Source organism: Leucobacter sp. L43, from assembly GCF_016597785.1.
Taxonomy (GTDB): domain Bacteria; phylum Actinomycetota; class Actinomycetes; order Actinomycetales; family Microbacteriaceae; genus Leucobacter; species Leucobacter alluvii.
In genome coordinates, this window is sequence record NZ_JAENJG010000003.1 from 391,469 (window position 1) to 410,371 (window position 18,903).

Consider the following 18,903-nt stretch of genomic DNA (forward strand, 5'->3'; position numbering starts at 1 on the left):
ATCGATCGGCGCGACCAATCGCCGTGCGCTGCACCGCAAGGTACGCTGGTCGGGTGAGCGAAAACGCGTCGATCTATGCCCAGTCCGGAGTCGATACCGCTGCCGGCGACCTGGCCGTCGAGCTGATGAAGTCCGCGGTGACGCGCACCCACGGGCCCGAGGTGATCGGGGGCGTCGGCGGATTCGCCGGGCTGTTCGACGCCTCTGCCTTGAAGGAGTACCGTCGACCGCTGCTCGCGAGCGCGACCGACGGGGTGGGTACGAAGGTCGCCATCGCCCAGGCCATGGACATCCACGACACCATCGGGCAGGACCTCGTCGCCATGATCGTCGACGACATCGTCGTGGTGGGCGCCAAGCCGCTCGCCATGACCGACTACATCGCCTGCGGCAAGGTCGTGCCGCAGCGCATCGCCGACATCGTGCGCGGGATCGCCGAGGCCTGCGAGGCCACCGGCACTGCGCTCGTCGGCGGTGAGACCGCGGAGCACCCCGGGCTGCTCGGACCGGACGACTACGATGTCGCCGGCGCCGCGGTCGGCGTGGTCGAGGCCGATCGCGTGCTCGGGCCGGAGCGCGTCGCCGACGGCGACGTGATCCTCGCCCTCGGCGCCTCCGGACTGCACTCGAACGGGTTCTCGCTCGTGCGCCACATTCTCGCGTCGAAGGGCGTCGCGTACACGGATGCGAGCGCCGACCTCGGCTCGAGCTACGGCGAGGCGCTGCTCGTGCCGACAGCGCTCTACACCTCGCCGCTGCTGCGCGTGCTCGAGGACCCAGCGCTCGACGGTGCGATCCACGCCCTCTCCCACGTGACCGGCGGAGGCATCGCGGCGAACCTCGCCCGGGTGCTGCCCGTCGGCATGTGGACCGAGTTGGATCGCGGTGCCTGGTCGCCGCTTCCCGTCTTCCGGCATCTCGCCGACCTCGGCGGGCACTCGCTCGAGTCGGTCGAGGGCGCCTGGAACCTCGGCATCGGCATGTTCGCCGTGGTCGACGCAGCGTCGGCGCAGCATGTCGCCGCCGCGCTCGCCGCCGAAGGGCTCGACGTGTGGGTCGCGGGTTCGATCTCCGCATCCTCGCGCGATCTCGCCGGCTTCGAGCAGGGAGCCAAGGGCGTGCAGGGCGGCGCAGTGCGCCTCGTGGGGTCGTACGCGGCGTAGGGTCCCGTACGTCGCGCGGGTGGCATCGCGCCCCGAGCGGCTTCGCGCGCTCGGCCCGTGCGCTCGGTCCCTCGAGAGCGCACTTTGTGCTGAGTCGTGCGAGCCATCGGTGCTGAATCGCGCTCTCGCCGGCCCGACAACGCGCAGGGGGTCGGCAAGCGCGCAGGCAGGCATACGGGGGAGCGAGGCGCAGGGCCGCGGCTCCCGGCCTGCTCGCGCTCAGGCGTCGGCGCGTGCGATGAGCGCCGTCGCGATGACCGCGAGGCCCTCGCCACGGCCCGTGAAGCCGAGGTGATCGGTGGTCGTTGCGGAGAGGGTGACGGGAGCCCCGACGAGTTCCGACATCACGAGCTGGGCCTCGTCGCGTCGTGGTGCGAACCGCGGCCGATTGCCGACGATCTGCACGGACACGTTCACCGGCGACCAGCCCTTCGACGCGAGCTGTTCGAGGGCCGTCGTCACGAATCCCGTGCTCGCCGCCCCGGCCGTGCCCGGCTCGTCGACTCCGACCAGCCCGCCGATATCACCGAGGCCGGCAGCCGACAGCAGGGCGTCGACCACCGCGTGGCAGACCGCGTCGCCGTCGCTGTGGCCTGCGAGCTCCGGCTCGCCCGGCCAATCGAGGCCGGCGAGTCGCAGCACGGGTTCGGCGCGGCTCTGGCCGTCCGCTGCAGCCTCGGCGTCGGCGTCGGCGTACGCGTGCACGTCGAATCCCGTGCCGACGCGAATCACTGCTCAGTCTCCAACCCCGCGATGTTCGCCGCCAGAAAATGCTCGAGGATCGCGATGTCATCGGGCGTCGTGAGCTTGTGAGCGCGCAGCTCGCCCGGCACCGTCCGCACCCGTCCGCCGCCGCGCTGCACCACGGCCGCATCATCCGTCGGGGGATCGCTCTGCAGCTCGGCATCGGCGTACGCTGCAGCCAGCACCTCGCGGGGGAACCCCTGCGGAGTCTGCACCCCGACGAGCGCATCGCGATCCACCGTCTCGTGGACGAGGCCGTCGGCATCGACCCGCTTCAGGGTGTCGGTGACGCGGAGTGCCGGCACGATGCCGTCTCCCGTCGCCCGCACTTCGGCGATCACGCGCTCGAACAGGCCGACGCTGGCGAACGGACGCGCCGCATCGTGCACGAGTACCGTGTCGATCGATTCGGGCAGCGCGTCGAGGCCGAATCGCACGGATTCGTAGCGCTCCCGGCCGCCGGGGACCACGGACACCTCCCACCGGGAGCGATCGGGCAGCACCTGCTCAACGAGGTCGAGCGTCTGGGCCGCATGGGTCTCCGGTACCACGACCACGAGGTGCCCGGCGTGCGGAAGCGAGGTGACGACGCCGATGCCGAACTCGATCAGCGGGCGGCCGTGCAACTCGAAGAACGCCTTCGGCTGCGCCGCGCCGAGGCGCTGCCCGCTGCCCGCACCGACGAGTACGACCCCCAGTGTCGCGAGCGGGTGCGGAACGGCGTCGTCCGCTTCGGTGAGAAAAGCTGAGCTGCTCATGCGCCCAGGCTACTCGCGAGGAGACCCGAGGCGTAGCGCTCGGGGTGACGGGCTCGGCTCTGCTCGGCCGGAGGGAAGGCGGCGAGGCCTAGGAGGCGAGTACCTCGTCGACGAGCGAACCGGCCTGCAGCTCGTCGGTCTTCTCGGCGAGCGCGATCTCGGAGACGAGAATTTGGCGCGCCTTGGCGAGCATGCGCTTCTCGCCCGCGGAGAGCGCGCGGATGTCGCGGTCGCGGCGCCACAGGTCGCGCACCACCTCCGACACCTTGAGCACGTCGCCCGACGCGAGCTTCTCGAGGTTCGCCTTGTAGCGCCTCGACCAGTTCGTCGGCTCCTCGGTGAAGGGAGCGCGAAGGACGTCGAACACCCGCTCGAGTCCCGCTCGGTCGATGACGTCGCGGACGCCGACGAGCTCGCAGTTCTCCGCGGGAACCTCGATCGTGAGATTGTCTTCGCTGACCCGCAGCTTCAAGAACGTCTGCTCTCGGCCACCGATCTTGCGCTGCTTGACATCGATGATTTTCGCAGCACCGTGGTGGGGGTACACGACGGTTTCTCCGACCTCGAATTGCATCGAACGGCTCCTTCACGATCCGGGTCCAGAATATCACAGCGCGCCGCTGAAGTTAGGAGAGCCTAAGCTGCAGGCCGGCGATGCCGCCGATAAGATGATCTCAACTGTGCGCTTGTGATTCAGCGCGCACATCGCGGATCACCATACGGCTCGGAGGACCACCTTGAAGACTCGGATCGCCTCGACCGTCGCTGTTGCGGCGGCCATCGTGCTCGGCGCGACCGGCTGCAGCCTCGTCGCTCCGATCGCCACCGCAACCCCTTACGGTCCGAGCGACGGAGTGAACGTCGATGCCGGCCCCGTCGATGTGCGCAACATCATGCTCGTCGCGGACGAGTCGGGCGACAACTTCAACGTGGTCTTCGGTGCGGTGAACCGCAGCGGCGAGCCGCAGGATCTCACGATCACGTTCATGGGCTCCGGATCGCAGCAGGCGAGCGCCGATTTCGAGGTGCCGACGGGCAACACGCTCTTCGGTGATCCCGAGGGCGAGGAGACCCCCGTGCTTGTGTCCATCGACGGGCTCGAGGTCGGCGCGACGATCGAGGCGTACTTCCAGGTCGCGGGCGCCGCTGAGGTTCCCTACAAGGTGCCCGTGCTGGACGGCACGCTCGAGGAGTACCGCAAGTACGTACTCCCGGCAGACTTCACCGCGAGCAAGAGTGAAGACAGCACCGTGGGCGAGAAGATCACCGAGGCCGACGAGATCGCTGATCAGTCGAAGATCGGCGACGATGTGACCGACGAGGAAGCCGCCGCCGGGGAGACCGACTCCGAGTAGTCCGGCGCTGAGTCGACCGACTCCGAGCCGTCGTTCGAAGAAGCCCCCGGGTCCGTCAGGATCGCGGGGGCTTTCTCATGCGTCGCGCGCCTGCGTCGCCGGCTACCCGAAGCGGTACCCGACCCCGCGCACGGTGGAGATGAGCTTCGGCTTCGAGGGTTCCTCCTCGATCCGGGCGCGGATGCGCTTGATGTGCACGTCGAGGGTCTTCGTGTCGCCGTAGTAGTTGCTGCCCCAGACGCGGTCGATGAGCTGACCGCGGGTGAGTACGCGACCGGCGTGACGCATGAGCATCTCGAGCAGTTCGAATTCGCGCAACGGCATCGAGATCTCCTCGCCGCGCACGGCGACCGCGTGCCGCTCCGAGTCGAGGCGCACGCCGAGCTCGTCGAGTACGAGGGCGTCGAAGTCGTCGACGCGTTCCTCTTCGGCGGATCCCGAGCGCCGCAGCGCCGCCCGCACGCGGGCGAGCAGCTCGCGGGTCGAGTACGGCTTCGTGATGTAGTCGTCGGCGCCGAGCTCGAGGCCCACCACGATGTCGATCTCGCTGTCTTTCGCGGTGAGCATGATCACCGGCACCTGCGAGGTCTGGCGGATCGCGCGGCAGACTTCCGTGCCGGGCAGGCTGGGCAGCATCAGGTCGAGCAGCACGAGGTCGGGCTGTGCGGCTGCGAAGGTCGTGACCGCTTCGGCGCCGTCGTCGACGACCGTGACCCGGTATCCCTCGCGCTCGAGCAAGAAGGAGAGCGGCCGGGAGATCGACTCCTCGTCTTCGACGAGCAGGATGTGTTGTGCCACTACTGTGGTCCCTTCTCATGGTCCGGCTCCGTGGGAACCGGTGGAATGGTGCGGGCCGCCTCGTTCGCGCGCACGGCCGTCTTGAACGCGCGCTTCGCCTTCTTGACGCGCTTCGCGCTCTTCGTCGGATCGTTCTCGAGCTGCAGCGGGAAGGTCAGCGTGAAGCTCGATCCGACGCCCTGCTGCGACCACACGTCGACGTCGCCGCCGTGCGCCCGCATGGTGTGCCGCGCGATGCTGAGGCCCAGACCCGTGCCGCCGTCGACGCGGGTGCGCGCCCCGTCGACCCGGTAGAAGCGTTCGAAGATGCGGGGGAGGTGCTCTGACGGGATGCCCTCGCCCTGGTCGGTCACCGTGACGACGAAGCGGTTCTTCTCCCGTGCCATGCCGACGCCGACGCGTCCGCCCTCGGGGGAGTGCCGAATGGCGTTGCTGAGCAGATTGGCGACGGCCGAGCTGAGCGAGGTCGGGCGGCCGAGGATCACCGCATCGCGGTCCTTCGAGTTGTCCGCCGTGATGACGAGGTCGACCCGGTGCTGCTCCGCGAAGGCGCGGTGGGTCTCGACCTCCGCGCGCACGAGGTCGATCAACGAGACCGACTCGCGATCCTCCGGACGCAACGTCGACTGGGCTTCGGAGAGCTGGATGATGTCGCGGGAGAGCTCGCCGAGCCGGCGGGATTCCTTCACCAGGCTCTTCGCGAAGTCTCGCACCAGCACCGGCTCGTCGGCGGCCTCCTGCACCGCTTCGGAGAGGAGCCCGATCGCCGCGATCGGCGTCTTCAGTTCGTGACTCACGTTCGCGATGAAATCGCGGCGCATCGCGTTGACGCGCTGCTCCTCGCCCATGTCCTCGGCGAGGATCACCACGAAGCGCTGCTGCAGGCGCACGATGTGGATGCGCACGGTGTCCGACGGATCGCTGGGGTCGGGATCGTGCGTGTCGGGGATGCCCGACGACATCACCCGGCGCACGCGAGCGAGGAACTCGGTGTCCATCAGCTCGTCGTCGCTCAGGTGCCGCTCCTGGCGGGCGACCGGGTTGACGTAGACCGGCGCGAGGGCCGAGTCGAGTATCACGGCGAAGGTGTCGACTTCGTCGAGGATCGCGGTCGCCACCTCCGGCAGTTCCGGTCGCATCTCCTTGGCCCGCCGAACCCCTGCCGCGCGAGCTCCCACGATTGCTAGGGTGGTGCCTACGCCGATGAGTATGCCGAGTGCTGTCGCAGCGAGTACGAGCAGGGTCGGGTCCATGTCTCTCATCGTAGATGCGCGCACAGAGTCGGGACCCCAGAGTTCAACTGTTGTTTACCTGTTGGTGCGCCGTGGTTCATCGGTCCCGCCCAAACTGGTTGAGGTTGCGCGTCTGCGCAGACAGAGAGGAAACCCCATGCGTGAGGTCTTTCAGCAGTCGCTTCGCGATGTGCAAGATCGCCTGGTACTGATCGCCGAACTGGTCGAGCAGGCCATCACCGAGGCGACTACCGCCTTCGGCAGCTCGGACGTCGCGATCGCCGAGAAGGTCATCGACCGCGTCGACGAGATCGAGATCCTGGCCGCCGAGCTCGATCAGCTGACCATCGACATCCTGGCCCGCCAGCAGCCGGTCGCCTCCGATCTGCGCCTGATGGTGGGGTCGTTGCGCATGAGTGCGTCGCTCGAGCGCATGGCCGACCTGGCGCAGCACATCGCCCAGCTCGCCCGCTACCGGTACCCCGAGAGCGCGATCCCCGCGGGGCTCACCAAGACGTTCGCCCGCATGGGAGCGCTCGATGTGGAGATGGCGAGGAAGATCGTCGATCTGCTGCGCACGCAGGAGCCCCGCATTATCGCCGAGGTGCGCGACCTGGACGATGATCTCGACGAGCTCCACGCGAAGGTGTTCGAGAAGGTGCTCAGCGACAACCTCGCCGAGACCCCGGCGAACGTGGTCGATTCGACGCTCGCGAGCCGGTATCACGAGCGCTTCGGCGATCATGCCGTCGGTATCGCACGTCAGATCCAGTACTTCATCAGCGGCTCGCTCGACTGAGACCCGTTATCATCCGTGCCCCGTTCGGCTCTGCGCCGGGCGGGGCGCAGTCGCTTCTACGGCGGGCCCAGCACACGGCTGCCGTGCGACGGCAGCGGGCCGCTCGGGAGCACCGGCGGTAGGCTGATACCCGTGACTCAACGCATCTACGACTCGCGCGCGCAGGCGATCGTCGACTTCATCCCGCTCGAAGCCGGCAGGGTCGGTCTCTACGTGTGCGGCCCGACCGTGCAGTCCGCGCCCCACATCGGGCACCTCCGCAGCGCACTGGTCTACGACCAGATGCGGCGGTGGTTCGCTGCGACCGGGCACGACGTCACCCTCATACGCAACGTCACCGACATCGACGACAAGATTCTCGACAATGCGCGGCTCGCACAGGCGGAGCAGGGCTCGAGCGAGGAGTGGTGGGCGCTGGCCTACCGCGTCGAGCGGGTCTTCTCCGCTGCGTACGACGCGATCGGCGTGCAGGCACCCACCTACGAACCGCGCGCGACGGCCAACATTCGCGAGATGGTCGAGCTCATCGAGCTGCTGATCGAGCGCGGTCACGCATACGCGGCAGCGGACGGCTCTGCGAGCGTCTACTTCGACACGGCGAGTTGGCCCGACTACGGCGCCCTCACACGGCAGCAGCGCGATCAGATGGAGGACGCCGCAGACTCCGAGCCGGTCGGCAAGCGCGACCCCCGCGACTTCGCGCTGTGGAAGGCGCACCACGACGGCGAACCGCTGACGGCGGCGTGGCCGTCGCCGTGGGGTTTCGGACGGCCGGGCTGGCACATTGAGTGCTCGGCGATGGCGACGCGCTACCTGGGTGAGGAGTTCGACATCCACGGCGGCGGGCTCGACCTGCGCTTCCCGCACCACGAGAACGAGCTCGCGCAGTCGCAGGCAGCGGGCCACCCCTTCGCGCGGCACTGGATTCACAACGGCCTCGTGAACACGGGCGGCCAGAAGATGTCGAAGTCGCTCGGCAACTCGCTGTTCGCCGAAGACCTGCTCGCGCAGGCGCGCCCCATCGTGCTGCGCTATTTCCTCGGCTCGGCGCATTATCGCTCGGTGCTCGAATTCTCGGAGACGTCACTCGCCGAAGCCGAAACGGCGTTCTCGCGCATCGAGGGATTCCTCGAGCGGGTGGCGGAGCTGCCCGGCTTCGACACGACGACCGGGGACTCCGATGCGGGCAGCGCCGCCGACCGCCTTCCCGCTGCGTTCGTCGCTGCGATGCTCGACGACTTCGCGATCCCGCAGGCCCTCGCCGCAGTGCATGACGCGGTGCGCGCCGGCAACTCGGCGCTGGCGGAGGGCGATGCTCAGCTCGCGACACACCACGGCGGCGAAGTCTCGCGTATGCTTGACGTTCTCGGCTTGCATCCGCGCGACCCGCACTGGGCTGCGAGCAACGCCGACACGAGCAACGCCGAGTCCGCACTCGGCACCCTGGTCGATGACCTCCTCGCACAGCGCACCCGGGCGCGCGCCGATAAAGACTTCGCTACGAGCGACGCGATCCGCGACCGGTTGCTGTCAGCCGGCATCGCGCTCGAAGACACCCCGAACGGACCCCGCTGGAGCCTGACATGACGAATAAGAAGAGCCGCACTGGCGCCGTACGCAAGAAGGGCCTCGGCAAGGCCGTCGGTTCGGGTGGTCAAGGGCGCCAGGCGCTCGAGGGTCGCGGCCCCACGCCGCGCGCCGAAGACCGCGAGTACCACGCCAAGTACAAAGAGAAGAAGGCCCGCGAGCGCTACGACGCCGCGAAGGCCCGGTACACCGAGCGCACCGGCCGCCCGGCCGAGCGCGGTGGCCGCAACAAGAAGGACGAGAGCGAACTCGTCACCGGCCGCAACGCCGTGCTCGAGGCGCTGCGGGCGAAGATTCCTGCCACCACGCTCTACATCGCGGCGCGCGTCGAGATGGACGATCGCATGCGCGAGATCCTGCGCAACGCGACGAACCGCGGCCTCGCCGTGCTCGAGATCATGCGCCCCGAGATGGACCGCATGGTCGAGCGCGACACCGTGCATCAGGGCGTCGTGCTCAAGGTGCCGCCGCTGGAGCACGCGCACCCGATGGAGGTGCTCGACGAGGTGATCGATCGCGGCGAGACACCGCTGTTCGTCGCCCTCGACGGTGTGACCGACCCCCGCAACCTCGGTGCCATCATTCGTTCGGTCGCCGCGTTCGGCGGACACGCGGTCATCGTGCCGCAGCGGCGTTCGGCGAGTCTGAACTCGGCGGCGTGGAAGACGTCGGCGGGCGCGGCAGCGCGCGTGCCCGTCGCGATGGCGTCGAACCTGACGCAGACGCTCAAGGAGTTCAAGAAGCAGGGCGTGTTCGTCGTCGGGCTCGACGGTGACGGCGAGGTGTCGCTGCCCGGTCTCGAGCTGGCGGATCGCCCGGTCGTCGTCGTGGTCGGCAGCGAAGGCAAGGGGCTCTCCCGTCTGGTCACCGAGACGTGCGACGCGGTCGTGTCGATCCCGATCTCGTCGGCAACTGAATCGTTGAACGCGGGCATCGCCGCGAGCGTCTCGCTCTACGAGATCGCTCGTCTCCGCGCCGAGCGCGCCGGAGCGTAAGCCGCGTCGCGCCCCCGTGAGCGGTCACTTTCACCCGGGCGCCTCGTGCCTCCGGTGAGCGGTCAGTAACGTGCACTATTCGCGGGTTTGGTGCACGTTACTGACCGGTCGCGCGTCATTGGGGTCCAACCGCGGTCGCGCAGCGCCGATTCCACGCGCGAACGGAGCACGAGCGCGCGACCGTACTGCAGCGATCCCGTGATTCGGATCGCCCGCCAACCCGCGCTCTCATACGCGTGGTACTTGTCGATATCGCGGTTCCACTGGGCTGCGTGCACGCGATGGTGCGACCCCTCGTATTCGAGGGCGATCTTGTACTGCGGATACGCGAGTTCGCTGGCGCCGAGTAGGCGACCGGCCGCGTTGTACACGTCGACGTCGAGCTCGGGTTGCGGCAGGCCCCACTCGTGCAGCTTGAGGCGCAGGTGGCTCTCGGGGGCTGAGGCGCTGCCGGTGACCAGGAGCGGAAGCGCCTGGCGCAGTGCCGTGTTGCCGCGGCGGCGCATCGCGGTGATCACCGCCTCGAGGTCGGCGAGCGTCGCGAGCGGTGCGCGCTCGAGCCGCTGCGTTCCGGGAATGCGCGGGCGGCGGATCACGGCGTCGCCGAGGGCGACGAGGTCGGGGAGCGAAAGCTCGTCGCCGAGCATTGCCCAGACGTCTGCGGGCGACGCAGTCGGAAGGCCGCGAGCGATACCCACGCGCACGAGGCCCGGCGCGAGACGATGACTGCGCACCCCGGGGGCCCGCGACACCCATCGGTCGGCGCTGCAGGCCGCATCGATGTCGTTGTCCGCACGGTGCGGCACGGGCAGCCCGAGGATCACGGCTGCGGTGGCGTGACTGAAGTACTGGCCGTGGGAAAGCGCCCTCAACATTGCGCAAGCTTTCGTGAACTGCAGCTGGCGCCAGCGCTCCGCAGGATGGAGGTCTGATGCATCGCCCGCACCGAAGTCGATGCGGCGGTACACGCCGCGCACGACTCGTTCGATATCGGGACCGGCCAGACGCCGCGACGAGACACCGGCAGCGCGCGCTTCCGAGGTGGTGAACGTCGCCCCCAAACACTCGGGAAGCGGTGCGTGGGGCCGTGCCATGCATTCAGTCTGTCGTTCGGTGTTCGCTCAATCAGGAGTGGTGCTCGATCTCTGAAGAACCCGGCGCCCAAGGCGTTCGCGGGCCCCTGTGAGCGAAGCAAACGCGCTGCCCTGCCCTTCCCTTCCCGTGCGGTTGTCGGAGCCCGTGCACCCGCGCCCCGCGTGAGCGGTCAGTAAAGTGCACGATCCGCGGGTTTGGTGCACCTTACTGACCGCTCACGGGGGTGGAGGGAAGGGGGCAAGGGGAGCAGGAGGAGCAAGGGGCAGGGCCCGGGGCCAGGGGCCCGGTGAACGCCGCGCGCTAGGCTGGCGTCGTGCCGACCGCCGATTTCTCCCTGCTCCTCCCGGTGTACGCCGGTGACGATCCCGCATTCGTGCGAACCGCGTTCCGAAGCTCGGTGGGGGAGCAGACGCTGAGTCCGGCCGAGGCCGTGATCGTGCAAGACGGGCCGGTGCCCGACGCGCTCGCGGCCGAACTCGACCGCATCGCGGCCGAGAGCCCCATTCCCGTTCGGCTCGTGCGCCTCCCCGAGAACCTCGGCCTTGCCGAAGCGCTCAATCGCGGGCTCGACGCCGTCAGTCATCCGGTCATCGCCCGCATGGACGCCGACGACGTCTCCGTGCCCGAGCGCTTCGCCCGGCAGTGGGAGCTGATCGAGGCGGGATTCGACCTGGTGGGCACGGGGATGGCGGAGTTCGAGTCCGATCCGGATCGCCCGGCCTCCGTCCGCACCCCGCCCGTCGGTGCCGCCCGCATCCGGGAGCACGCGCGCACCCACAACCCGTTCAACCACCCGACGATGATGTACCGCGTCTCGGCGCTGGAGCGGATCGGTCGGTACGAGCCCTTCGGGCGAATGGAAGACTATTGGCTCGGTGTGCGCCTCATCGACTCGGGGGCGCGCGTCGAGAACATCGCGGAGCCGCTGCTGCGGTATCGCGTCGGCTCCGGCTCGTTCGCGCGCCGCGGCGGATGGCGCGAAGCCCGCACCGAGTGGAAGTTGCAGCGGGAGCTGTTGCGCATGGGCTTCGTGACCGTGCCGCAGTACGCGCGCAACGTCGCGATGAAGGGCGCGTACCGCCTGCTGCCCGCGGGAGTGAAGCGCGTGCTGTTCAGGCGCCTGATCAGCCGAGGGCTTCCCGGGGATCGCGCGTAACGATTTCGGGGTGATGCCCTGCATGCAGCGGATGCTACATTTATCTCCTGCCGGGTGGGGTCCCGGCGCTGGGGCGGCCTAGGCGGTGCGCCTCTCGTCAGGAGGCGACGATGGGGAGTGCCGTTCGGTCTGCACAGCGCGCGACGCGCATCGCGCGGTTTCGGCGCACCTCGGTGTTGGCACTCGCCGCAGCCATGATGCTCTCGCTGCCCGCGGTGACCCCGGCGGCCCCCGCCGAGGCGGTTGGGACGGGGGCCGCACGCACCGAGGCCGACGCCTCGGTCGACGTCGATCCGACCACGCAGACCCCGCCCGAGGGCGAGACCGCAGCCGATGCTGCTGGTGATGCCTCCGCAGCCGATGTCAGTGCTGCGGGGGGCTCCGACGGAGGACCCGGTGCGGGTGCTGGCGCGACGAGCGACGCCGATGCTGCCGCGGCGGGTGACGCGGAAACGGGTGCTGCCGCGGACGCGACCGCGGGCATCGGTGCGAACGCCGACGCGACGGCATCGGGCGTCGGCGCGGACGGAAGCCGCACGGCGGGCGCTGACAGCGCCGATGAGGCAGTGGGCGCGCAAGCGGATGGAGAGGGCCCCCGTGGCGCGAACGGCGGCATCGCCTCCGACTCCCCGTGGCCGGAGGATCACCCGGCGATGGAACGAGAGACCTCACTCGATGCGCACAGCCTCTCGGCACGCGCGCTGATCGGCGACAACTATCCGGCGAAGTACCGCAACCTTCCCTGGCCGAACGATCCGCGCTACATCTGGGACGAGTGGAACTTCGCCTACCGGCAGTGCACCTCGTTCGTCGCGTGGCGCCTGAATTCGGCGAACGGAGTGCCGTTCTCGAATCAGTACATGGGCCTGTGGGCCTGGGGCAACGCGGGCGAGTGGGGAGATTCCGCGCGAAAGGTCGGCATCCCGGTCGACACGACCCCCGAAGTGGGTGCGGTCGCGTGGAGCGGCGCGTACTATCGCGACGCCTCCGAATTCGGTCACGTGGCCTGGGTGGCCGACGTGCTGAGCGACGGCAACATCGTGATCGAAGAGTACAACTACGGCTGGGGCGGCTCGTACAACATGCGAGTCGTGCACCCGAGACAGTTCCAGGGCTACATCCACATCAAAGACCTGTACACGCCGTTCTCGAAGACGGGGAAGGCGACGATCAGCGGGGTGCCGATGGTCAACGGCACCCTCACCGCCTCGGCATCGGGATGGTCACCGGCTGCGACGAGTTACACGTACCGGTGGCTGCGCAATGGTGCGGTGATCGGGGGAGCGACCAGCAAGACGTATCGCCCGAAGATCGCCGACCACGGCGCGAAGATCTCCGTGGAGGTGACGGGCACCCGAGCGCGCTACCGACCCTCGGCGGCGAAATCGAGCGCCACCGCAGCGGTGATGATGCCCGACCTGGACGGCGATGGCCTCGACGATTCGCAGCAGTTGCTTCCGTGGAACTCCGATGTCACGGGCGACGGCCTGCCCGATGCTGTCGGCTTCGGCGGGAAGGGCGTCTACGTCTCCGCACGCACGGCAACGGGCTTTGCGCCGGACAAGCTCTGGGTCGCCGGGTTCGGCACAGCGGACGGTTGGAACACGGCGGCGCACCCGCGCACCCTCGTCGACGTGAACGGCGACGGCAAGGCCGACGTGGTCGGCTTCGCGAAGGCGGGCGTCACCGTGTCGACGAGCACGGGTTCGGGCTTCTCGACACCCAAGGTGTGGCTCGCCGGGTTCGGCACGGCAGCCGGATGGTCGGTGAAGGCGCATCCGCGAACCCTGGCCGATGTCACGGGCGACGGCATCCCCGACGTGGTCGGGTTCGCGACCGATGGCGTGTACGTCGCGGTGGGCACCGGGAAGGGCTTCAAGCCGGCTTCGCGATGGTACGCGGGCTTCGGCACCGACAAGGGGTGGGCGGTCGACGAGAACCCGCGATGGCTCGAAGACATGAACGGCGACGGCCGCGCTGACGTCGTCGGCATCAACGATGGCGGGGTGTTTGTCGCCCTGAGTGCCGGCAACGGTTTCGCGACGGCCCAGCGGTGGAGCACGTACTTCGGGAGCCAGACGGGCTGGTCGCCGAGCCAGACGCCGAGAACGCTCGTGGACGTGAACGGCGACGGGCGCCCTGATGTGGTCGGGTTCGCAGGTGACGGCGTCTACGTTTCGGTGAACACGGGAAGCGGTCTGAAGTCGCCGGTGCTCTGGCGAAGCGGGTACGGGATCAGCGCGTCGTGGCTCACAGGACGGAACGCCAGGGTCTTCGCGGACGTCAACGGGGATGGCCGACCGGATCTCGTGGGTTTCGCGCAAAATGAGGTGGTCGTGTCGCTCAACACGGGCTCGAGTTTCGGAGCGATCCAGCAGTGGACGGGTGAATTCGCGTCGTCCTCCTGGAGCTCCGACAAGCAGCCGCGCATGCTCGCGGACGTCAACGGCGACGGCAAGGCCGACGTCGTCGCCTTCGACACCGGCGGACTGCGGGTCTCACTCAGCACGGGATCCGGGTTCGCGCCGTCGAAGTTGCAGTTGCAGAGCATGGGCCAGTCGGCGGGAGGTTGGTCTGTCTCGGCCCACCCTCGTGCGGTCAGCGTGAGGCGCCTGAGCGTGGGCGCCGGCCCGAGCGTCGGCGGGACGGCGCGGGTCGGCGAGAAGCTCAGTGCGAAGGTTCCCGCTGCGCAACCGAAACCGGTGCAGCAGAAGCACCAGTGGCTGCGGAACGGCACTGCGATCCCGCAGGCGACGTCGCTCACCTACACGCTCACGCCCGACGATGCTGGCAAGCAGATCGCGTTCAGAGTGACGAGCAGCAAGTTCGGGTATGCCCGGTCGGTGACCGCTTCGTCGGCAACCACCGTAGCGCCCGGACAACTCACGGCGATCACGCCGAAGGTGGCGGGAACGGCGAAGTCCGGCTCGAGCCTTCGCGCCGACACCGGCGCCTGGGGGCCGAGCCCGGTGCAGCTGGCGTACCAGTGGAACCGCAACGGCAATCCGATCTCCGGGGCGACACAGGCGACGTACAAGCTCTCGAACGGAGACATCGGCAGGCGGATCTCCGTCTCGGTGACCGGGAAGAAGCACGGTTACACGACCGCGGTGCGCACGTCGTCGATGATCAAGGTGCCCGGCACGCCTCCGCTGCCGCCCGCCTCGCCCTTCGCCGATGTGTCGACCACGCACAAGTTCTACCGCGAGATCGCCTGGATGCACACGTCCGGCATGTCCACCGGTGTGAAGCAGGCGACCGGCAAACCGAAGTACTTGGCGAACGACGAAGTCTCGCGTGAGGCGATGGCGGCCTTCCTCTTCAGGCTCAGCGCTCCGAAGACGTACGCGGCCCCGAAGACCTCGCCGTTCATCGACGTGCCCACCTCGCACAAGTTCTACCGTGAGATCGCGTGGATGTACGGTTCGGGTCTCTCGACCGGCATCCGATCCGGATCAGGTCGTGCATTCGCACCCCAGTCGTCGGTGTCACGCGAAGCCATGGCGGCGTTCTTGTACCGGCTGGAGTCCCCGAAGGGCGTCTCGGCGCCGTCGGTGTCGCCGTTCGCCGACGTCGCGCCGTCCCACAAGTTCTATCGCGAGATCGCCTGGATGCACAGCTCCGGCCTCTCCACGGGCACGCGCCAGCCGAGCGGGAAGCCGCTGTACAAGGACCAGGCCGGTGTTTCGCGCGAGGCCATGGCCGCGTTCCTGTACCGTCTCGAGACGCGTCCGTAGCCGCCGTTTCTGCAGGCTCGAGCGCGGGTAATCGCGACGCCTCCTATCGGCGCCGTCGCACGCGGGCGTTATCGCCAGCGGCTGAATCCGTCGAGCGCGTCGAGGAGTTGCTGGCCGAGCACTGGGGCGAGCGAGGCGGCGTAGACGAGACTGAGGTGATTGTCGTCGGTGTACACGTTGACGTTGCCGATCACCGCGGGGCAGGTGCGATCCGGGCAGTAGTACTCGCTGAGGTCGATCGTGGCGACATTCGCGCCCACCAGCGACTCGGCGGGGTTGGTGGCGGCCAGTGCTTGACGCTGAGTGACGGAGCAGTCCACCGCGAGGCGCTCGGCCTGCTCGGCGCACTGGTAGGAGTCGAAAGCGAAGCGCGGATTGTCGCGGATCAGTACGACGGGGATGCCGGCCTCATCGAGTCGTTCCAGTGAGCGCTCCGCTCCGTCGAGGGTTCGCTCCCGCTTGCCAGCGTTCGCCGGGCTGTCCGTGTCGGCCGGGGCCGTCTCTGTTCCGATGGTGATCACGACGTCGGGGTCGAGGTCTTCGATGACGTCGAGCACGTCCTCGTTCCAATCCCGGCACTCCTGGCTGTAGAAGATCCCTCGGCTCTCATCGACGTCTCGGAGGCCGAACGCGCACGCGGCGTAGAGGAATGAGATCGCCTGCCAATTCTGCTCGTCGGCGATCTGCTCGATCGGCTCGAGCATCTGCTGCGCGTGGGAGTTGCCGATGACGACGACGGTGCGTTCCGCCTCGGAGGCGTCAACGCCATTGTCGAAGCAGACCTCGACGCTGTCGGGGAGCGGCACCAGGCTGCCGTCGGAGCAGTCGTGCGCGAGCGTGCCCCACTGATACTTGAGTTCTGCGGGGAGCGGGCGGCGGGGAGCGGTGACCGTCTGCGCACCTGCGGCGTCGGTGTCCGCCCAACTGTCGAACAGCACGGCCGCGCCGGGATTGCGCAGGGTGAGTGCTCGTTCCGTCGCCTGCTCCAGCGCCCTGAGCTCGGCGGCGGCGGCGCGCTCTGCCTGCACCTGCAGGCCCGTCACCGGCCCGAGGACGAGGGCGACCGAGACCGCGATGACCCCGATGCCCCGCCAATTCGAGCGATCGAGCCACGCGATGCGACGGAGCGGGGCGTCGACCAGCCGTGTGAGCACGTTCGCCAGGCCGATGGAGAGCAGGATGATGATCAAGCCCTCGACGAAATTCAGCGGCTCTCCCTGACGGGCGACGAGCACGAAGACGAGGATCGGCCAGTGCACCAGGTACAGCGCGTACGAGCTCTTGCCGAGTGCGAGCACGGGGCCGGTTTCGAGGAACATCGCCGGACCGTAGCGCCGATCCTCACCGTTGCCGGAAACGATCACCGCAGCTACGCTCAGGACCGGCCAAAGCGCGAGATAGCCGGGGAAACCCGATTGCACGTCGAGCACCATGCCGCACGCGACGAGCGCGGCGAGGCCAGCCCAGCCGAGGACGGCGCGAACGATGACTCCGAAGTGGAGGCGGTGCAGCACGAGCGCGAGGATCGAGCCGAGCGCGAACTCCCAGAGCCGCGCACCGGTGTTGAAATACGCGAAGGCCTGCTCGGTCGCGGTCGTGATCACCGAGTAGGTGAGCGAAGCGGCGAATACGAGGCCGAATACCGAGAAGGCGACGACCCGGGGTCGGACGCGGCCGCGCAGCACCCGCGCGATCACTGCGATGAGCAGAAATAGCACCGGCCAGACGATGAAGACCTGGCCCTGCACCGACAGCGACCAGAAGTGCTGCAGTGGGCTCGCGAGCGACGTATCGGCGTAGTAGTCGACGGATTCAGCGGCGAGCAACCAGTTCTCGAAGTAGAGCACTGACGCTCGCGCGTGCTGCCAGAGGGAGTCGTGAGCCGACGTCGGCAGCACGAGGAGGCCGACGAGCACGGTCGCGATGATCGTGATCGCCGCCGCCGGGAGCATGCGCTTGAAGTTGCGGACCCACTGCGTCACCACCCGCACTCGGCCCGTCGTCTCCAGCCGACGCATCAGCGAGCCGGTGAGCAGGAACGCCGAGATCATCAGGAACGCGTCGACCCCGCCCGAGACCCGGCCGAGCCAGACGTGGTACACGACGACGAGCAGCACGGCGACGGCGCGAAGACCGTCGATGTCGTCGCGATATCGCGGAGTATCGAGCCGGCCCGGCTTCTGCTGGGGCGGGGCCTGCGCTGTCATGGTGAGTGCACCGCTATTCGTGTTGTCGGCTTCGTTTCGCACCGCAACACTACCGGAAGGCGGGGGAGGGGCGGTTCCGCCTCGTAGCTCGTGGCCGAAGGTCGGCGCCGTCCGTTTCTCGTCTGAGTCAGAAGTACTATGGGTGGAATGTCGAGCGTTCCCGTTGCCCCGGTGGCGAGTCGCCCCCGGTTTCTCCTCTTGGATCTGCTGAGGCTCTGCGCCGCCGTTGCGGTCATGCTGTACCACTACACCGCTCGCTTCAACGATCAATGGGACGCTGTCCCGTCGGAGAAGTTCCAGTTCGTTTCTCAGTTCACGGCGTACGGGTTTCTCGGAGTCCAACTGTTCTTCGTGATCAGCGGCTTCGTGATCCTGCTCTCAGCTGAGGGACGAACCGTGGGGCAGTTCGTCTCAGCCCGTGTGGCGCGTCTGTTCCCCGCATACTGGGCGGGCGTCATTCTGACCACACTGCTCTTCGTCGTCATCGCGCCGCAGTTCGAACGCAAGGTGTCGGCCACCGAGTTTCTGGTCAACCTCACCATGGTGCAGAAGGCCTTCGGCGTGCGGCATATCGATGGGGTGTACTGGACGCTCTGGATCGAGCTGCTGTTCTACATCATGATCGCGCTGCTGATCAGCGTGCGGCTCACCGAGGCGAAGGTGTACTGGTTCGCTTTTCTCTGGCCGCTGATCGGCGCTCTGGCTCATGCCTCGGATTCGGCGTTCCTGTCGAGTCTGCTCTCTCCCGCGTATGCGCCCCTGTTCGCGGGCGGAATGCTCCTCTACCTGCTGCACTCCCGCGGGAACAGTCTCCTGCGGTGGATGCTGCTGCTCTTCAACGTATGTCTGGCCGCGCATCAGACCGTGACCTTCGACGTACTCGGTTCAGCACAGAAGTACACCGGAGTGCAGCTGTCGGAGAACGTCGGAGTCGTTCTCGTGCTCGGGATCTTCGGGTTGGTCGCTGCCGTAACGTTGACTCCGTTGCAGCATCGCGGGTGGTCATGGATGACCTATGCCGGGGCGCTCACGTATCCGCTCTACCTGGTGCACGAGTACTGGGGCTGGTGGATGATCGGAATCGTGAACCCGGTGGCAGGAAAGTGGGCAGCGGTTGGCGCGGCGTTCGCGGTGAGCTTTCTGCTCGCGATCGTCATCGAGCGCTGGGTGGAGCGCCCGATACGCCCGAGGCTGCGGCGCGGATTGCAGCGCTCGTTCGACGCGACATCATGAGAAACCTGTTGAGTTCGCGACCGACGCTTTACAGTAGAGGAATG

General features: G+C 68.1%; 13 protein-coding genes and 1 pseudogene. 8 read left to right on the forward strand and 6 right to left on the reverse strand.

The window, feature by feature from the left end; translation table 11 throughout:
• Positions 1-53: 53 nt before the first annotated feature.
• Positions 54-1,163 (forward strand): phosphoribosylformylglycinamidine cyclo-ligase, encoded by a 1,110-nt coding sequence (gene purM, locus JE033_RS13845; protein ID WP_200332379.1) that lies wholly within the window; start codon positions 54-56, stop codon positions 1,161-1,163.
• Positions 1,164-1,382: 219 nt separating this feature from the next.
• On the opposite strand, the pseudogene ispD reads toward purM, so the two are convergent.
• Both ispD and JE033_RS13860 read right to left on the reverse strand, forming a co-directional pair.
• Positions 1,383-2,665 (reverse strand): annotated as a pseudogene (gene ispD / locus JE033_RS14975) (2-C-methyl-D-erythritol 4-phosphate cytidylyltransferase).
• A gap of 88 nt (positions 2,666-2,753) precedes the next feature.
• Complete coding sequence (locus JE033_RS13860) at positions 2,754-3,239, reverse strand: CarD family transcriptional regulator (RefSeq protein ID WP_200332385.1); 486 nt, start codon at positions 3,237-3,239, stop codon at positions 2,754-2,756.
• 163 nt (positions 3,240-3,402) lie between these two features.
• On the opposite strand from JE033_RS13860, the gene JE033_RS13865 reads away from it, so the two are divergent.
• Positions 3,403-4,020 (forward strand): DNA modification methylase, encoded by a 618-nt coding sequence (locus tag JE033_RS13865; protein ID WP_200332387.1) that lies wholly within the window; start codon positions 3,403-3,405, stop codon positions 4,018-4,020.
• Positions 4,021-4,122: 102 nt separating this feature from the next.
• Here JE033_RS13865 and JE033_RS13870 read toward each other — a convergent pair whose 3' ends face one another.
• Positions 4,123-4,818: a response regulator transcription factor gene (locus JE033_RS13870; RefSeq protein ID WP_090151872.1), complete on the reverse strand. Its 696-nt coding sequence runs from the start codon at positions 4,816-4,818 to the stop codon at positions 4,123-4,125.
• On the reverse strand, positions 4,818-6,071 hold the full coding sequence (locus JE033_RS13875) for a cell wall metabolism sensor histidine kinase WalK (RefSeq protein WP_200332389.1): 1,254 nt from the start codon (positions 6,069-6,071) through the stop codon (positions 4,818-4,820). Before JE033_RS13875 ends, JE033_RS13870 begins: the two co-directional genes overlap by 1 nt.
• A gap of 136 nt (positions 6,072-6,207) precedes the next feature.
• Between JE033_RS13875 and phoU the strand changes: the two genes are divergently transcribed.
• From phoU to rlmB, 3 genes are all read left to right on the forward strand, one after another.
• Complete coding sequence (gene phoU, locus JE033_RS13880) at positions 6,208-6,849, forward strand: phosphate signaling complex protein PhoU (RefSeq protein ID WP_090151867.1); 642 nt, start codon at positions 6,208-6,210, stop codon at positions 6,847-6,849.
• Positions 6,850-6,981: 132 nt separating this feature from the next.
• On the forward strand, positions 6,982-8,436 hold the full coding sequence (gene cysS, locus JE033_RS13885) for a cysteine--tRNA ligase (protein WP_200332391.1): 1,455 nt from the start codon (positions 6,982-6,984) through the stop codon (positions 8,434-8,436).
• Positions 8,433-9,431 (forward strand): 23S rRNA (guanosine(2251)-2'-O)-methyltransferase RlmB, encoded by a 999-nt coding sequence (gene rlmB, locus JE033_RS13890; RefSeq protein ID WP_090151861.1) that lies wholly within the window; start codon positions 8,433-8,435, stop codon positions 9,429-9,431. Before cysS ends, rlmB begins: the two co-directional genes overlap by 4 nt.
• A 62-nt stretch (positions 9,432-9,493) precedes the next feature.
• Here the strand turns inward: rlmB and JE033_RS13895 are convergent, their stop codons facing one another.
• A complete protein-coding gene (locus JE033_RS13895) occupies positions 9,494-10,525 on the reverse strand; it encodes a hypothetical protein (protein WP_200332393.1) in 1,032 nt (343 codons plus the stop codon).
• A 314-nt stretch (positions 10,526-10,839) separates the two neighbouring features.
• Here JE033_RS13895 and JE033_RS13900 point away from each other — a divergent pair, with 314 nt between their 5' ends.
• Together JE033_RS13900 and JE033_RS13905 are read left to right on the forward strand one after the other, a co-directional pair.
• Positions 10,840-11,682 (forward strand): glycosyltransferase, encoded by an 843-nt coding sequence (locus JE033_RS13900; protein ID WP_090151855.1) that lies wholly within the window; start codon positions 10,840-10,842, stop codon positions 11,680-11,682.
• A 110-nt stretch (positions 11,683-11,792) separates the two neighbouring features.
• Complete coding sequence (locus tag JE033_RS13905; RefSeq protein WP_200332395.1) at positions 11,793-15,419, forward strand: FG-GAP-like repeat-containing protein; 3,627 nt, start codon at positions 11,793-11,795, stop codon at positions 15,417-15,419.
• A gap of 68 nt (positions 15,420-15,487) precedes the next feature.
• Here the strand turns inward: JE033_RS13905 and JE033_RS13910 are convergent, their stop codons facing one another.
• Positions 15,488-17,626 carry an acyltransferase family protein gene (locus JE033_RS13910; RefSeq protein ID WP_200332397.1) on the reverse strand — a complete coding sequence of 713 codons (2,139 nt, stop codon included), beginning with the start codon at positions 17,624-17,626 and terminating at the stop codon, positions 15,488-15,490.
• A 147-nt stretch (positions 17,627-17,773) separates the two neighbouring features.
• On the opposite strand from JE033_RS13910, the gene JE033_RS13915 reads away from it, so the two are divergent.
• Positions 17,774-18,859: an acyltransferase gene (locus JE033_RS13915; protein WP_200332399.1), complete on the forward strand. Its 1,086-nt coding sequence runs from the start codon at positions 17,774-17,776 to the stop codon at positions 18,857-18,859.
• Positions 18,860-18,903: the final 44 nt, after the last annotated feature.